13 protein-coding genes are annotated in these 14521 nt (G+C 71.0%); 6 read left to right on the plus strand and 7 right to left on the minus strand.

The window, feature by feature from the left end:
• Positions 1–110: 110 nt before the first annotated feature.
• The 3 genes from ACIQI8_RS03680 to ACIQI8_RS03690 all read right to left on the minus strand — a co-directional run bounded on the left by ACIQI8_RS03680 (position 111) and on the right by ACIQI8_RS03690 (position 4295).
• The gene (locus tag ACIQI8_RS03680; RefSeq protein WP_402344487.1) at positions 111–2246 is read right to left on the minus strand and encodes a putative bifunctional diguanylate cyclase/phosphodiesterase; all 2136 of its coding nucleotides are present in this window, start codon (positions 2244–2246) and stop codon (positions 111–113) included.
• A complete protein-coding gene (locus ACIQI8_RS03685) occupies positions 2243–3055 on the minus strand; it encodes an SAM-dependent methyltransferase (RefSeq protein ID WP_402344490.1) in 813 nt (270 codons plus the stop codon). The genes ACIQI8_RS03680 and ACIQI8_RS03685 overlap by 4 nt, the downstream gene beginning before the upstream one ends.
• A gap of 289 nt (positions 3056–3344) precedes the next feature.
• Entirely contained in the window at positions 3345–4295 is a 951-nt protein-coding gene (locus tag ACIQI8_RS03690) for an SCO0930 family lipoprotein (protein ID WP_402344493.1), read from the minus strand.
• Between the two features lie 293 nt (positions 4296–4588).
• Between ACIQI8_RS03690 and ACIQI8_RS03695 the strand changes: the two genes are divergently transcribed.
• From ACIQI8_RS03695 to ACIQI8_RS03705, 3 genes are all read left to right on the plus strand, one after another.
• Positions 4589–5200: a hypothetical protein gene (locus tag ACIQI8_RS03695; protein ID WP_402344496.1), complete on the plus strand. Its 612-nt coding sequence runs from the start codon at positions 4589–4591 to the stop codon at positions 5198–5200.
• A 46-nt stretch (positions 5201–5246) separates the two neighbouring features.
• On the plus strand, positions 5247–5981 hold the full coding sequence (locus ACIQI8_RS03700; RefSeq protein WP_402344499.1) for a DUF4239 domain-containing protein: 735 nt from the start codon (positions 5247–5249) through the stop codon (positions 5979–5981).
• A gap of 166 nt (positions 5982–6147) precedes the next feature.
• Entirely contained in the window at positions 6148–6678 is a 531-nt protein-coding gene (locus ACIQI8_RS03705) for a hypothetical protein (protein ID WP_402344502.1), read from the plus strand.
• A gap of 101 nt (positions 6679–6779) precedes the next feature.
• Here the strand turns inward: ACIQI8_RS03705 and ACIQI8_RS03710 are convergent, their stop codons facing one another.
• Positions 6780–7268 carry a hypothetical protein gene (locus ACIQI8_RS03710; protein WP_402344505.1) on the minus strand — a complete coding sequence of 163 codons (489 nt, stop codon included), beginning with the start codon at positions 7266–7268 and terminating at the stop codon, positions 6780–6782.
• 353 nt (positions 7269–7621) lie between these two features.
• On the opposite strand from ACIQI8_RS03710, the gene ACIQI8_RS03715 reads away from it, so the two are divergent.
• Positions 7622–8281 carry a class F sortase gene (locus ACIQI8_RS03715; RefSeq protein WP_123996531.1) on the plus strand — a complete coding sequence of 220 codons (660 nt, stop codon included), beginning with the start codon at positions 7622–7624 and terminating at the stop codon, positions 8279–8281.
• A 31-nt stretch (positions 8282–8312) separates the two neighbouring features.
• Here the strand turns inward: ACIQI8_RS03715 and ACIQI8_RS03720 are convergent, their stop codons facing one another.
• Positions 8313–9149: a polysaccharide deacetylase family protein gene (locus ACIQI8_RS03720; protein ID WP_402344508.1), complete on the minus strand. Its 837-nt coding sequence runs from the start codon at positions 9147–9149 to the stop codon at positions 8313–8315.
• An 89-nt stretch (positions 9150–9238) separates the two neighbouring features.
• Positions 9239–12514, minus strand: coding sequence for a bifunctional lysylphosphatidylglycerol synthetase/lysine--tRNA ligase LysX (lysX, locus tag ACIQI8_RS03725; protein ID WP_402344511.1), 3276 nt, complete (start codon positions 12512–12514; stop codon positions 9239–9241).
• Between the two features lie 113 nt (positions 12515–12627).
• Here lysX and ACIQI8_RS03730 point away from each other — a divergent pair, with 113 nt between their 5' ends.
• The gene (locus ACIQI8_RS03730; protein WP_401711504.1) at positions 12628–13089 is read left to right on the plus strand and encodes a universal stress protein; all 462 of its coding nucleotides are present in this window, start codon (positions 12628–12630) and stop codon (positions 13087–13089) included.
• A 3-nt stretch (positions 13090–13092) separates the two neighbouring features.
• Here ACIQI8_RS03730 and ACIQI8_RS03735 read toward each other — a convergent pair whose 3' ends face one another.
• Positions 13093–13971, minus strand: a complete 879-nt coding sequence (locus ACIQI8_RS03735; RefSeq protein ID WP_402344515.1) for an alpha/beta fold hydrolase — start codon at positions 13969–13971, stop codon at positions 13093–13095.
• Between the two features lie 57 nt (positions 13972–14028).
• On the opposite strand from ACIQI8_RS03735, the gene ACIQI8_RS03740 reads away from it, so the two are divergent.
• Positions 14029–14502 carry a MarR family winged helix-turn-helix transcriptional regulator gene (locus tag ACIQI8_RS03740; RefSeq protein WP_402344518.1) on the plus strand — a complete coding sequence of 158 codons (474 nt, stop codon included), beginning with the start codon at positions 14029–14031 and terminating at the stop codon, positions 14500–14502.
• Positions 14503–14521: the final 19 nt, after the last annotated feature.

Raw genomic sequence — 14521 nt, forward strand, 5'->3', positions numbered from 1 at the left:
AACTTACCCACCTTGGGGGGGGGGGGGGGGGGGGGGGGGGGGGGCCCCCGCCGGGGGGGGGGGGGGGGGGGGCCCCCCCCCCCCCCCCACGCCCTGTGCGTCCGGGCGGCTCAGCCCGTCGCGTCCACCAACGCCAGTTCGTGCAACCGCTCCGGCGGGCCCGGGCGGGCGTAGTACCAGCCCTGGGCCGTGTCGCAGCCCAGTATGCGGAGCTGTTCGGCCTGCGCGCCGGTCTCCACGCCCTCGACCGTGACCGCCAGGTCCAGGCTGTGGGCGAGGGCGACGATCCCTTCGACGATCTTGAGGTCCACGGGGTCGGCCGGGAACTGCTGCATGCTCTGGGTGAAGGAGCGGTCCAGTTTGAGGATGCTCACCGGCAGGCGGCGGAGGTTGGCGAGGTTGGAGTAGCCGGTGCCGAAGTCGTCCAGGGCGATGTCGACGCCCATCTCGGCGAGCCGGCGCAGCGGTTTGAGGAGGTCGTCGTCGGCGCCGATGAGCGCGGACTCGGTGACCTCCAGGCAGAGGGCGTCCGGCTGGACGCCGGTGCGCTCCAGGATGTCGACGGTGTCCTGGACCAGACCGGGGTGGGTGAGCTGGCAGGGCGAGAGGTTCACGTTGATGCGCATCGGACCCGCGTCGTCGTACCGCTCGCGCCACTCGCGCGCCTGGCGAACGGACTGTTCGAGGACCCAGCGGCCCAACGGGACGATCAGGCCGGTGTGTTCGGCCAGCGGGATGAAGCGGTCCGGGCCGAGGACGCCGTGCTGCGGATGCAGCCAGCGCACCAGGGCCTCGGCACCGCGGACGCTGCCGTCGCCGAGGTGGACCAGGGGCTGGTACTCGATGAAGAACTCGCCGCGCTCCAGGGCGGTGGGCAGCGCCGTGGTGAGCCCGTGCCGGGTGATGGCGCGGGCGTCGGCCTCCTCGTCGGCGAGCTCGTAGCGGTTGCCGCCCGCGGACTTGGCCCGGTACATCGTGATGTCGGCGCTGCGCAGCACCTCGGCGGGGGTGCGCTCGCCCGCCGGGCCCTCGACGATGCCGATGCTGCCGCGCACCACGAGATCCCTGCCGTCCACGCTGATCGGCGTGACCAGGGCGTTCATGATGCGGTCGGCGAGTTCGTCGACCTCGCGCTCGGTGCCGGTCCCGGTGGTCAGGGCCACGAACTCGTCGCCGCCGAGCCGGGCGACCATCTCGCCGGGCGCGGTCGCGCACGCCTGCAGCCGGTCGGCGACCTCGACGAGCAGCCGGTCGCCGGCCGCGTGGCCGAGGCTGTCGTTGATGGCCTTGAAGCCGTCGAGGTCGAGGTAGCACAGGCCGAAGCGCTGGCCCGCTCCGGCGCCCAGTGCCTTCTCGAGCCGCTCGAAGAAGAAGGTCCGGTTGGGCAGTCCGGTCAGCGCGTCGTGCGTGGCCTCGTAGCGCAGCCGGAGGTTGAGCAGCCGGCGCTCGGTGGTGTCCTCCATGAGGGCGAGCTGGTACTGCGGGCTGCCGTCCGCGTCACGCAGCAGGGAGACCGTCAGATTGGTCCACAGGGCCGTTCCGTCGGGCCGGGAGAAGGCTTTCTCCACGTGGTAGTGCTCGCGCTCGCCGCGGACCAGCTCGTCGTAGAGCGTCCAGGTCTGGGGTGCGTCCTCGGGATGGGTCCACTCCTGGACCCGGCGGCCGCGGAGCATCTGGTCGGTGAGTCCGAACATGCGCAGCAGGGCGCCGTTCACTTGCAGGATGTTGCCTTCGAGGTCGGCGATGCCGATTCCTATGGCCGCGCCCTCGAAGACGGCCCGGAAGCGGGCCTCGCTCGCGTGCAGCGCCTGGGCGACCACGCCCTGCGCCTTGAGCGCGGCCGCGGAGATCGCCTCCTGCTCGGCCAGGGTGCGCTCGCGCAGCGCCTGGGCGTACCCGGCGGCCATGGCGTGCTGCAGTCGTGCGGCGCGGGCCCGCAGGTCCTCCTGGTCGCCGTCCTCGCCGCAGTACAGCACCAGATAGGCGTGCACACAGTCCAGCGAGCGGCTGAGCGCCTCGGGGTCGGTGCAGTGCGCGGCGACGAGGGCGGCGCCGACCGCTCTGCCCTCGTCCGCGTCGAGCGTCCGGGTGTGCAGGGCCTGGCTCAACCGCCGGGCCAGCGGCAGGAGTTGCTCCTCGAACTCCGGCCGGGTCAGCGACGTCGAGGTCACCGGGAACACCGCCCGGCTCCAGATCGTCGCGAACCGGCGCAGTCTGTCCTCCGGCCCGTCCGGCTCCGCGCTCACGCCGTGCGCCCCACGCCGGCGAACCCGGAGAACGCGTAGGGATCCTCGTCCTCCAGTGCCGTCTCCGGCCGCCAGTGCGGCATCGGCACCAGTCCCGGTTCCACCATGTCGTACCCCTCGAAGAACCGCGCGATCTCCTCGCGCGAGCGCATGATCAGCGGGTTGCGAATGTCCTTGTACACGTCCACCGTGCCCGCGGCCCGCTCCGGGGGGAGCGGGATTCCCTCGTACGAGGCATGGGTGAGGATCAGCAGGCTGCCGGGCGCGAGCGCGTCGCGCAGCTGGGCCACCGCTTCGTACGGGCCGTCCTCGTCCTCCACGAAGTGCAGTATGGCAACGAGGAGCAGGGCCACCGGCCGGTTCGCGTCGATCAGCCGCTGCACCTCGGCACTGGCGAGGATCTCCTGGGGCTTGCGGAGGTCGGCGGCGACGACGTCGGCGTCCTCGTTGCCGGCAAGGACCGCCTGGCTGTGCGCGACGGCCACCGGGTCGTGGTCGACGTAGACGACGTGTGCGCCGGGCCGGGCCGACTGGGCGACCTCGTGGACGTTGCCGAAGGTCGGGATGCCGGAGCCGATGTCCAGGAACTGGGTGATGCCCTCGTCGACGGCGAACCGCACCGCGCGGCGCATGAACGCCCGGTTCGCCTGCATGATCTTGGGCAGTCCCGGCATGAAGTCCATCGCCTTGCGGGCCGCTTCCCGGTCGACCTCGAAATTGTGCGAACCACCGAGGTAGTAGTCGTAGATGCGCGAAACGCTGGGCACCGAGATGTCGATGCTCCGGGGGGCCCAGGCGGGACGCTCCATCTATCTCTCCAAGGCGTAGGCGATCCGGTGTTCGAGCTGAGGCTACTGATCGCCTGCCAACGGGGCGAGCCCAAACGGAAATTGACCGTCCGTTCCCGGTCACTGCCTGCGGCACATGCCGTAATCGCCCGATCAAAAAGGGCAACTCGACGCCCTCGCGAGAGCAAAAGATGCCCGCCGGAACATAAAACCGGAACACAAAAGCGGTCCGCCCCCTCCGTGCGGTGCGGAGGGGGCGGACCATTCGATCGTGCGCTGTCCGGTGCGATCAGCCCTGGGGAGGTGATCCCTACTTCTTCGGCGCGCCGATCGGCTTTCCGTCAGGTGCCATGACGTACCAAGTACCGCCGACGCCCTGACCGTTGGTGTCACCGGGAGCCTCGTCACCGGCGAAGGTGTACGACGGCCAGCAGTCGATGGTCATCTGCTTGATGCCGTCGGGCCGCGTGATGGCCATCAGGCCGCTCTTCTTGAGGCCCTTGGTGTCGTTGGCCTCGACCGGGGCGACGACCGGCCACTTGTCGAGGCAGGCGCCCGTGCAGTTCGAGATCGGGTCGGGCCAGGCCACGTCCTTCAGGAAGCGGTAGACCGTGTGACCGTTCTTGTCGACGACGATGTCGCCGAGCTTGGGGTCCTTGCGCACGGAGAGACCGGGCAGGCTCGCGAGGGTGGCCTTCTTGCCGTCGGGGGCCAGCGCGAACCACTTCTTGCCCACGCCCTGACCGGTGATGTCGCCGGCCTTGGTGTCCTTCGCGTAGCGGTACGCCGGCCAGCCGCCGATGGTCAGCTGCTTGCTGCCGTCGGTCCGGGTGACCTCGCCGAGCAGGGCCTTGTCGATACCGGCGCCGGCCGTGGCGTCGTCCGCGGGCACGGGCGGCCAGGCGGTGGCGCAGTCGCCGTCGCAACTCGACTTGGGCGGCTCGGCGGTGTCGTCGTCGAACCGGTAGAGGGTGAGGCCGGAGCCATCGGTGAGCACCTTGCCCAGCTCCGCGTCCTCGGCGACGGCGAGCTTGCCCGCGGGGGTCGTCTGGGTGCCCAGGTTCTGACCGTCGGCGCCGTAGCCATTGCTGGGGCTGGCGCCGGCCGCCGGGACGCTTCCGTAACCGCCCGCGGGAGCCGTGGCTCCCACGTTCTGACTGCCCACCGAGGACGTGCCACCGTCCTGACCGCACGCCGTCGTCAGCGCCAGTACAGCCGCAGCGCTTGCCACGAGTGAGGCGCTCCGCCAGGAGGTCTTCATCTTCAACTCCCCATAATCCCAAGGCTTATCGCAGCGCCCTGCTGCGCCGCCGCACGGCCCTGAGTACGCATGGGGCCTGCGGTTGTGTTCAACCGCCCCGCAGATTTCTTTCCGGAACCTGTGACACAGGCGTACCGACCTGTGCGACTCGTCCCGTTTCTCGCGCATACGTACGCATTGACGGAGACGTGAGCGAGTCCTGATCAAACCCCCGGACCCACTACTTCCCCCGTTCGGGCCAATCCTTCTGCGCCACCGCGTGCGCGGGCCCGCGAGGGCTCATGATCTCCGTCGTGCATCGACCCGAACCGACCCGAATCGGCCTCACCGCCCGGCTGTTGGCCCCGGTGACGCTGGCCTGGCTGCTGATGGGGGCACCGGCGGGCGTGGCGGTGGCCGACGCGTGCGCGTACGCCTCGACCGGCCCGGACGGCACGGAGGCGGTGGCGGTCGCCGGAAGCCTCGACTGGCCGACTCCCCCGGGCTGTCCCAAGCCGCCTCCGCCTCCGCCCTGCCCCGAACCCACGCCGACCCCGACGCCCAGCCCCCCGCCGAAACCACCGCCGCCCAAGCCCACACCCAAGCCGCCGCCCCCGAAACCGAAACCCACCCCGAAGCCGACGCCCACACCACCACCCCCGGCTCCGGCCCCGCCACCCGCCGCCCGGCCGGCACCGCGCCCCCCGGCCCCGACTCCCCCGCCCCCTCCGAAGCCCACGCCAACCCCGCCACCGAAGCCCTCGGCCAAGCCCGCCCCCGGCCCGAGCGCCAGTCCGGTGAGTTACCCGAAATACCGTGCGCCGGCCCCCAAGCGGCCGACCCACGACAGTCCGTCCCCGCTCACTTTCGTCCTGCTGATCACGACTCCCGCCGTGATCGCCGTCGCCGCGCTGCGGCCCCGCTGATTCCTGGAGGCACCTCTTGCCGGAATGGCTTGTTCTCACTCTCGCGATGCTGGCCGCATGCGTCGTGGTGGTCATCATCACCTTCCTGCGGCACCGCACGGCGTCCGAAGACGAGGACATCAGTGAGACCCCGGACGTCATCGAGTACATGACGATGTGGATCGGCGTGGTGTACGCCATCGTCCTGGGCCTGGCCATCGCCGGGGTGTGGGAGGCCCGCAGCGCCGCCCAGGACCACGTGCAGGCCGAGGCCGTCGCACTGCACGAGATCTCCGAACGGGTCCGGGTCTATCCGCCCGACGTCCGGGACCGCATCCGGGACGACGTCAACGCTTACGTCGGACAGGTCGTCAACACCGAGTGGAAGTCGATGGCCGACCACGGCGAGGTCACCCGGAAGGGCACCGACCTCCTGGAGCGGATCCGCGTGGACGTCACCGACTACCAGCCGACGACGGACTTCCAGGCGCAGGCCTACCAGCCCCTCGTCGACCAGGTCATGGCGGCCGACCAGGCCCGCAACGCACGGGCGGACGCCATGGGGGCGACCATGCCGGGCGTGGTGTGGTTCGGACTGCTGACCGGAGCCGTGGTCACCATCGGGATGGTCTTCGCCCTGCAGATCCGGCGCACCGCCCGCGAACTGATCCTGGCCGGGCTGTTCTCCGCCCTGATCGCCTTCCTGCTGTTCCTCATCTGGGACTTCGACTCGCCCTACAGCCGGGGCATCACGGCGTCGGCGGAACCCTTCCTGCGGCTCTTCCCCCACGTCGGGGGCTGACGGCCCTTCAAACCCCGTTCCCCTGAGCGGCCCACACGGTTGCCCCATTCGCACGACTGCGATCGCGCACACGTACACATGTTCCTAGCGTTTCGATCATCGAGGTGCATTTCAGGCGCAAGCGGAACAGGTCCGCTGCTGCTCCTCGGGGACCGGAGGAACCACCATGCGCGCGATACGCGTCGCTTCGGCCGCACTGCTGGGCATCAGCGCCCTCGCCCTTTCAGCACCCGCCGCCGTCGCGAGCGGCGAAGGCAACATCACGCCGTTCGGCTTCAGCGTCCTGCCCTCGACCATCGCGGCGGGCGGTCAGGTCACGCTCCAGCTGAACCGTGACGGCGGCTGCCGGGGCACGGCGACGGTCACGTCGGCCGTCTTCGACACGGTGCGGATCCGCCCCGGCCAGTCGTCGGCGACGGCGATGGTCGACTGGGACGCCAAACCGGGCGCGCTGTACCAGGTGACGTTCGCGTGTGACGGCGCGAGCGGCTCGACGGATCTGACCATCGCCGGCGGACGCCCCGTCAACCCGACACCGGTGCCGCTCAATCCCTACCGGGGCGTGCACGCCGGTGAGGGCGGCAGCATCGCCGGGTTCGACGTCAAGGAGCTCGGCATGGGTGCCGCGCTCATCGTGGGCTCGGTCGGTGCGGCGTACCACTTCTCGCGCCGCCGCACCGGGGAGGACGGCGGCTGACCCCCGCGCCTCACCCGCACAGGCCTTCGCCCCGGATCCTGACCAGGGATCCGGGGCGAAGGCCTGTGGTGCGTGCGATCCGTCCTCCGAAGGGGGTGAGGTCAGATGCGCTTCTCGGACCGCCTGCGCATCCAGAACAGTGCGCTGCCGACGGCGGCCGCGGCCACGAGACCGCCGCCGATCGCCATGTCGGTCGGCGTCGCCCCGCTGGTGCTGCTGCCGCCGAGACCGCCGCGGACACCGCCGATGACGGTGAAGGCGGCCGGGTTGACCACGGACCCGTTCTGGCAGGTGACCGTGATGCTGTGCGAGCCCGTGCGCACGTTCCGGTTGACCGTGGCGGTGCCCCGCATCAGGCTGCTGGTGCCCGTGAGGGTGGTCGCCGGGAACGCGTCCGAGGTCGCGGTGGCCGGACCATTGCAGTTGTCGACGGTCAGGGTCAGCTGCCCGCCCCGGGCGATGACGCTGGGCAACGCGACGATGTTGCTGGGACTCAGGTTCATTCCGTCGCGCGCGACGGCCGCCGGAGCGGCGAGTCCGAGTGCGGCGACCGCGACGGCCGAGGCCGCCAGGGCACGAGTGGTACGCATGTGATCCTCCGCGGAAGACGCCCCGGGACCTGTTCCCCGGTGGATCGGCGAGAAAGCGCCTCCCAGACTGACCCTCAGTTGCCTTGCGCGAAGCCGCATTTCGGCGCTGGTCCGTCCTGGTGAGAGGACACGCCGAGGGATAACCGCACAATCGGATATCACCGCAGGTCACGGACCGTCAGAAAATTCCTGCGCACGGCAACTCGGATGGCGCACCAAAGGAGTACGGAATGAGAGCGCGAAGCGGGCGGCCACCCGTTCGCTTCTCCCCCGTCGCCGGTTTCGCGCGCGGGACTTAGCGTTCTCGTATGCGCGAATGACGTGGCGACGGCCGCGTCGAGAGGGGAAATCGGATGTCTGCGTTCGAGCTGGCCGACGAGGAGGAGCCGCAGCCGAAGAAGCGTGCTCCTTGGGGCGTGATAGCGCTTGTTCTGCTGACCGGCCTCGCGCTCATTCGGAATGGTTCGGGAGAGTTCGACGTGGGTCCGCCGCAGCCGGCCTCGGCGGCCGCGGCCGACAGCCATGTACCCGGGACCTTCGCCAAGGCCCAGCCGCTGGCGTTCTCCATGCCCGACCGGGTGCGGATCCCGTCGATCCAGGTCGACGCGCCCGTGATGGCGGTCGGCCTGGACTCGGACGGCTGGGTCGGAGCGCCGCCGCCGGAGGATCCGAATCTGGCGGGCTGGTTCACCGGCGCGGTGTCGCCGGGCGAGAAGGGCACGGCGGTCGTGGTCGGCCACGTCGACAACAAACAGGGCCCCGCCGTGTTCTACGGACTCGGAGCCCTGAAGAAGGGAAATCGAGTAGAGGTCGCGCGCAAGGACGGGAAGACGGCCGTTTTCGAGATCTACGGCATCGAGGTCTTCGCGAAGAACGACTTCCCCGGCGACCGTGTCTACGGTTCCAAGGGCACCCCCGAATTGCGGGTTATCACCTGCGGGGGCGGTTTCTCCAAGCAGCACGGATACGACGGGAACGTGGTCGTGTTCGCCCGCCTGGTCGAGGTCCGCTGAGCGTTCCCCGACCGGGCGGGCGTCATGCGCTCTACGCGGTACGCCGTCTCGGCACGCTCATGTGATAGCCGGAATCCAGCAGTTGCGGCAGATAGTCGCGCAGGGCCCGGACGCTCTGGGAGCGGTCGCCCCCGGCGTCGTGCGAGAGCACCACGACGCCGGGGGCGGCGCCGCCCTCCACCCGGTGGACGATGGAGCGGGTGCCCGGGGTGGTCCAGTCGAGGGTGTCGACCGTCCAGGCGAGGGGCTCCATGCCCATCTCGGCGCCGAGTTGGAAGGCGGCCCGGTTCCAGGCGCCGTAGGGCGCGCGGAACCACTGCGGCCGCTCCCCGTACGCCTCCTCGATCACGTCGCTGGTGCGATCCATCTCGGAGTGGATCTGCTTACGGGTCAACCGGGTCAGCAGCGGATGGGACCAGGTGTGGTTGCCGACGACATGCCCTTCGTCGGCCATGCGGGCCAGCAGGTCCTGGTTGTCGACGGCCATCTCCCCGCACACGAAGAACATGGCCCGCACGTCGTACTCGGCGAGGGTGTCCAGGATGTGCGGGGTGTAGCGGGGGTCGGGCCCGTCGTCGAACGTCAGCACCATCGTGCGTCCGCGACCGGACATCTTCAGAAAGGGCTCGTGCCGTACGAGGGTCCGGCCGGCGGTGCTGCGCGGCGGGCCGTATCCGGTCAGGGGCTGGAGCCGGTAGGCGGACGGCTTGAGCGGGCGGCTCGCCTGCGGTCCCGCGGCGGGCGCGGGAGGCTTCGCCTGCCCGCCGCCGGTCTCCCACAGCACCGCGCCGGCGGTACCGGCCGCCCCCAGAGCGGCTGCGCCGGCGAACAACGCCCCGCGCCGCGTGAGCAACTGATCCTTCTTCATGACTCATGAGTCGCCCGGCCGAAGGCCGACGCACCACAGCAACACCGGCGCGGCGGCGGGAATGCACCCACACGGCCCAGTGATTCGGGTCAGCGGCGGCGCACCAGGGGGAACGGGAGCGTCTCACGGATCGTCAGGCCCGTGAGGAACATGACCAGTCGGTCGACGCCGATGCCGAGGCCGCCGGTGGGCGGCATGGCGTATTCGAGGGCGTCGAGGAAGTCCTCGTCCAGTTCCATCGCCTCGGGGTCGCCGCCGGCGGCGAGGAGGGACTGGGCGGTGAGTCGGCGGCGCTGCTCGACGGGGTCGGTCAGCTCGGAGTAGGCGGTGCCGAGTTCGGTCCCGAAGGCGACCAGGTCCCAGCGTTCGGCGAGCCGCGGATCGGCGCGGTGCTGGCGGGTCAGCGGCGAGACGTCGGTCGGGAAGTCCTTGTAGAAGGTCGGCAGCTCGGTCCGCTCCTCCACCAGCCGCTCGTACATCTCCAGTACGACGTCCCCGCGGCCGCTCTCCTCGGTGTACGGCACCTTCGCGCGGTCGCACAGCCGGTGCAGCGCACGCAGTTCCGTGTCCGCGTCGACCGGCTCCCCCAGCGCCTCGGAGATCGCGCCGTACACGGTCTTGACCGGCCACGGGCCCGAGATGTCGTACTCCTCGCCGCCCTTGCGCGCGATCGGCGAGCCGAAGGCGGCGGTGGCGGCGCCCTGGATCAGCTCACGGGCGAGGTCGAGCATCACGTCGTAGTCGGCGTAGGCCTGGTAGGCCTCCAGCATCGTGAACTCGGGGTTGTGCTTGTAGGAGACGCCCTCGTTACGGAAGGTGCGGCCCATCTCGAAGACCTTCTCCAGGCCGCCGACGCACAGCCGCTTGAGGTAGAGCTCGGGCGCGATGCGCAGGTAGAGGTCGAGGTCGTAGGCGTTGATGTGGGTGGTGAAGGGGCGGGCGTTGGCGCCGCCGTGGATCTGCTGGAGCATCGGCGTCTCGACCTCCAGGTAGCCGCGCGTCAACAGGCCCTGGCGCAGGGCCTGTACGGCGGTGGAGCGGGCACGCACCACGTCGCGGGCGGCGGGGCTGGAGACCAGGTCGAGGTAGCGCATGCGGACCTTGGCCTCTGGGTCGGTCAGGCCTCGGCGTTTGTCGGGCAGCGGGCGCAGGCACTTGCCGATCAGCTGCCAGGACGTCACGAAGACGGTGGTCTCGCCCTGGTCGCTGGTGCCCGCGCGGCCGGTGGCGGTGATGTGGTCGCCGATGTCCGTGTCGGCGGTGAAACGGTCGAGTTCGGCGCCGGACTGCTCGCGGGTGAGGGCGAGTTGGCCGTCGCCGGACCAGTCGCGCAGCCCGACGAAGACGATGCCGCCGAAGTCGCGGACCAGCATGACCCGGCCCGCGACGGTGACCTCCTCGCCCGGCCGGACCTCGGCGAGGGTGTGGGTACGGGCCGGGATGCCGACCGGGTAGGGGTCGGTGCCGTCGGCGCGCAGCCGGTCGAGTGTGCGGTGCCGGATGCGGACCTGTTCGGGCCGGCCGGTGTGCCGGTCGCCGGGCCCGGCCTCGTCCCCTCCGGCGAGGCCGAGCGCCGGCGACGGCAGGCCCTCGGTGGTCGCGGGCCTGGGCGCCCCCTTCGGGTGCCCCTTTCCCCAGAGTTTGCGCAACGACGGTACGGAGACGAAGCCTTCGGCGATTCCGGAGGCGAGGCCGATCCGGGCGAGGGAGGCGGTGTCGCCGTAGCAGATGAAGCGGGGGTACCACTCGGGGCGGTACTTGGCGTTGGAGCGGTAGAGGGCCTCCAGCTGCCACCACCGGGAGAAGAACAGGAGCAGTCGGCGCCACAGGCGCAGCACCGGCCCTGCGCCGATGCGGGCGCCCTCCTCGAAGACCGAGCGGAAGACGGCGAAGTTGAGGGAGATCCGGCGGACACCCAACTTGGGTGCCGCTGCGCACAGTTCGGCGACCATGAACTCCATGACCCCGTTGGGCGCGGAGCGGTCACGGCGCATCAGGTCGAGGGAGACGCCGTCCTTGCCCCAGGGCACGAAGGAGAGCAGCGCGAGCAGCCGGCCGTCCTCGCCGAGGGCTTCCACGAGGAGGCAGTCCCCGTCGGCCGGGTCGCCGAGGCGGTCCAGGGCCATGGAGAAGCCGCGCTCGGTCTCGGTGTCCCGCCAGGCGTCGGCCTTGTCGACGATCTCCTCCATCTCCTGGTCGGTGAGGGCGCAGTGGCGGCGGACGCGGGTGGTCGCGCCGGTACGCCGGACCCGGTGGACGGCTTGGCGGGTGACCCGCATCTCCCGGCCGGACAGATCGAAGTCGGCCACGTGCAGGATGGCCTCGTCGCCGAGTTGCAGCGCGCCGAGTCCGGCGCGGGCGAAGGCCTTGGCGCCGTCCTCGGAGGCGCCCATCGCGGCGGGCGCCCAGGCGTGTCTGCGGGCCACGTCCAGCCAGGCGGCGAGGGCGTGCGGCCAGGCCTCCCGGTCGCCGACGGGGTCGCCGCTGGCGAGGCAGACGCCGGCCTCGACGCGGTAGGTGACGGCCGCCTTGCCGCTGGGCGAGAAGACGACGGCCTTGTCGCGGCGGGTGGCGAAGTAGCCGAGGGAGTCCCCCTCGCCGTAGGCCGCGAGGAGGGCGCGGATGCGGGACTCCTCGTCGCCGTGCAGGGCGGCTTCCATGCGCTGGGAACGGAACATGGTGGCGGCGGCGCTGAGCAGCGCGAGCGCGCCGAACAGGCCGAGCGGGAAGTACAGGGCGCGGGGCGGGCGGCCGTCGAAGGAGCGGGCGGAGACCAGGCCGCCGCAGACCCGGTTGGCGGCCCAGGCCAGGCGCTGGCCGTGCGGCAGGGTGCCCGGGAACAGCTCGACCAGTCCCCAGCCGACCAGGATGCCCAGGACCAGGCCGACGACCAGGACGAGCAGCGCGCGGCGGACGGCGGCGCGGCGGGAGGCGGCGTAGAACTCCTTGCGGGCGACGATCAGCAGGATCAGGGCGAGGCCGCAGACGATCAGGGACGGCAGGGAGTCGTAGTACAGGCCGACCGCCACACCGAGGGCGTCGGTGAGGACGAGCAGGCCCAGGTAGACGACGACCAGCCACCAGGCGGCCTTCTTGCGGGCGGCGGTCGCGGCTGCGAGCAGGAAGAGGAAGACGGCGTAGGCGAGGTTGGCGCTGACCGGGACGATCAGCAGGTCGAGGAAGCGGACGACCGGACGCAGCGCGGTGCGCAGCGCCGGGATGAAGGCCAGCAGGACGCACAGGAGGCCCAGGGCACCGAAGAAGGTCGCGAAACCCTCGGGCACTCTGCTCAGCGGACCGCTGCCGGGAGGCCGGTTTGTGCCCCCGCTGTCCTTGGGCGGCGCGGCCTCCACGGTGGCCGTCATGGTTCCGACACGGTGGCAGTCATGGTTCCGACTGTAGGAAGAGCCTGCCCGCCGCGCCCGTCGAGGCGTCCCGGCCGGGGGCGGGACCTGCGGTTTCCGATAGCCTCTGCGCCGTGACGGAACAGCACTCGCACCAGTTCGAGCGTGGCACGGACGGCCCCAAGGTCATCGTGGTCGGTGTGGACGGCTCCGACTCCTCGCTCCGCGCCGCGTCCTACGCCGGTGGCCTGGCCCGACGCCAGCACGCGTTGCTGGCCATCGTGTACGTGCAGCCGGTGATGGCGGCGGGCGCGGCGCTCGGCGCCCCGGTCGCCGAGACGACGGACGAGATCGCCGAGAACCTGATCGCGGAGATCCGGGACGCCACCGAGCGGGCCAAGGGGATATTCGACGTGCGCTGGGAGTTCCACACGTTCCGCGGCGACCCCTACGGCGGTCTGGCGAAGGCGGCCGACGAACTCAAGGCGGACGCGGTGGTGGTGGGCGCCTCGGAGCAGGCCGGCCACCGGTTCGTGGGGTCGGTGGCCGTGCGACTGGTGAAGGCGGGCAAGTGGCCGGTCACGGTGGTGCCGTAGGCCTCACAGACCCCGCAGGAAGTCGAGCAGTACGGCGTTGAAGGCGTCGGGCCGCTCCAGGTTGGGGAAGTGCCCGGCGTCCTCGATCGTCACGGAGCGGCCGTCCGGGACGGTCCGCGCGAACTTCTCGGCCATGGCGATGCCGTCGTCCGCGTCGAGCGCGCCGTGGACGGCGAGGACGGGCACGTCGATGTCCGGGACCCGGCTCCAGGGGTCGTCGAGCGGCACGTACCAGTCCTTCTCCCCGACGGTGTGCTTGGCGACGGTGTGCGCCGCCATCTCCCGCATCCGGCGCACCAGTTCCGGGTCGATGTCGTCGACGGAGCGGCGCGGTCCGGAGATGTTCTTGGCGAAGGCCTCGATCCAGCCGGCGAGGTCACCGGCGGCCAGCAGCCGGCGCGACTCGGCCGCGCGCTCCGTCGTCCACGGGTCGCTGTACGCGAAGGCGCTGGTGCCGCCGCCGGCGACGACCACGGCACGGACCAGTTCGGGGTGTTCGATCACGGTGTCGGTCGCGACGGCCGCGCCCATGCACGCGCCGACCAGGACGGCGGGGCCCGCGTCCAGGTGACGCAGCAGCGCGCCGAGGTCGTCGGCCCAGCGGAACGGCCTGCTCGCGTTGGCGGAGAAGCCGTGACCGCGTACGTCGGGGGCGATCACCCGGTGGCCGGCGGCGACGAGCGCCGGTATCTGGTCGTCGAAGATCCGGTGGTCGACGTATCCGGGGTGGACGAGGACCACGAGGTCACCGGCACCGCTGTCACGGTAGGCGAGGTCGCCGTCGGGGGACGCGAAGTGGCTCAGATCCGCAGGGCCCGGATCCGAGTGGCCCAATTCCCCATTGCCCAGTTCCGCATTGGTCAGTTCCGAAGCAGCTGTCATGACAACCAAGGTGTCATCTTCGGCCGACTTTGGCAACCAAGGTGTCATGATGGCGGCGTGAACGACATCGACGCACCGCTGCCGCCCGACGATCTCGGCCACCGCGTCAGCGAGGTGTTCGACCTCGTCGGCGCTCTCTACCGGCGCGGCCTGCGCAAACTGGAGCAGGACGAGGCGGTCGAGGGCGTGTCCGTCGGCGTGCGCTCCGTGCTGGTCCTGCTGCACAGGTACGGGTCGATGACGGTGCCCCAGATGGGCCGCGTCATGGCGCTGACCCGGCAGTTCGTGCAGCGCATGGTCAACGACGCGGTGGAGCGGGGCTGGGCGGAGACCACGCCCAACCCCGCGCACCAGCGGTCCTCGTTGATCCGGATCACGGACGAGGGCACAGCCGTCATCACCGCGATCCTCGCGCGCGAGCACGCACTGAACCGGCAGGTCGGCGGCGAGCTGACCGAGGCCGAACTCCGGGCGTGCGTACGCGTGTTGAAGGAGATGCTGCGGACCTTCGACCCCGAGGACGCGGACTGAGCCGTCTCCCCTCGGCCGC

The sequence above is a fragment of the Streptomyces sp. NPDC092369 genome, assembly GCF_044755245.1.
In the GTDB taxonomy this organism is placed as follows: Bacteria; Actinomycetota; Actinomycetes; order Streptomycetales; family Streptomycetaceae; genus Streptomyces.

What these genes read in the sequence shown, in the direction of transcription:
- ACIQI8_RS03720 (WP_402344508.1), bottom strand. Translation starts at nt 9,149, where the DNA reads ATGAAGAAGGATCAGTTGCTCACGCGGCGCGGGGCGTTGTTCGCCGGC.
- ACIQI8_RS03685 (WP_402344490.1), bottom strand. Translation starts at nt 3,055, where the DNA reads ATGGAGCGTCCCGCCTGGGCCCCCCGGAGCATCGACATCTCGGTGCCC.
- ACIQI8_RS03735 (WP_402344515.1), bottom strand. Translation starts at nt 13,971, where the DNA reads ATGACAGCTGCTTCGGAACTGACCAATGCGGAACTGGGCAATGGGGAA.
- ACIQI8_RS03700 (WP_402344499.1), top strand. Translation starts at nt 5,247, where the DNA reads ATGCTGGCCGCATGCGTCGTGGTGGTCATCATCACCTTCCTGCGGCAC.
- ACIQI8_RS03690 (WP_402344493.1), bottom strand. Translation starts at nt 4,295, where the DNA reads ATGAAGACCTCCTGGCGGAGCGCCTCACTCGTGGCAAGCGCTGCGGCT.
- ACIQI8_RS03715 (WP_123996531.1), top strand. Translation starts at nt 7,622, where the DNA reads ATGTCTGCGTTCGAGCTGGCCGACGAGGAGGAGCCGCAGCCGAAGAAG.
- lysX (WP_402344511.1), bottom strand. Translation starts at nt 12,514, where the DNA reads ATGACGGCCACCGTGGAGGCCGCGCCGCCCAAGGACAGCGGGGGCACA.
- ACIQI8_RS03710 (WP_402344505.1), bottom strand. Translation starts at nt 7,268, where the DNA reads ATGCGTACCACTCGTGCCCTGGCGGCCTCGGCCGTCGCGGTCGCCGCA.
- ACIQI8_RS03705 (WP_402344502.1), top strand. Translation starts at nt 6,148, where the DNA reads ATGCGCGCGATACGCGTCGCTTCGGCCGCACTGCTGGGCATCAGCGCC.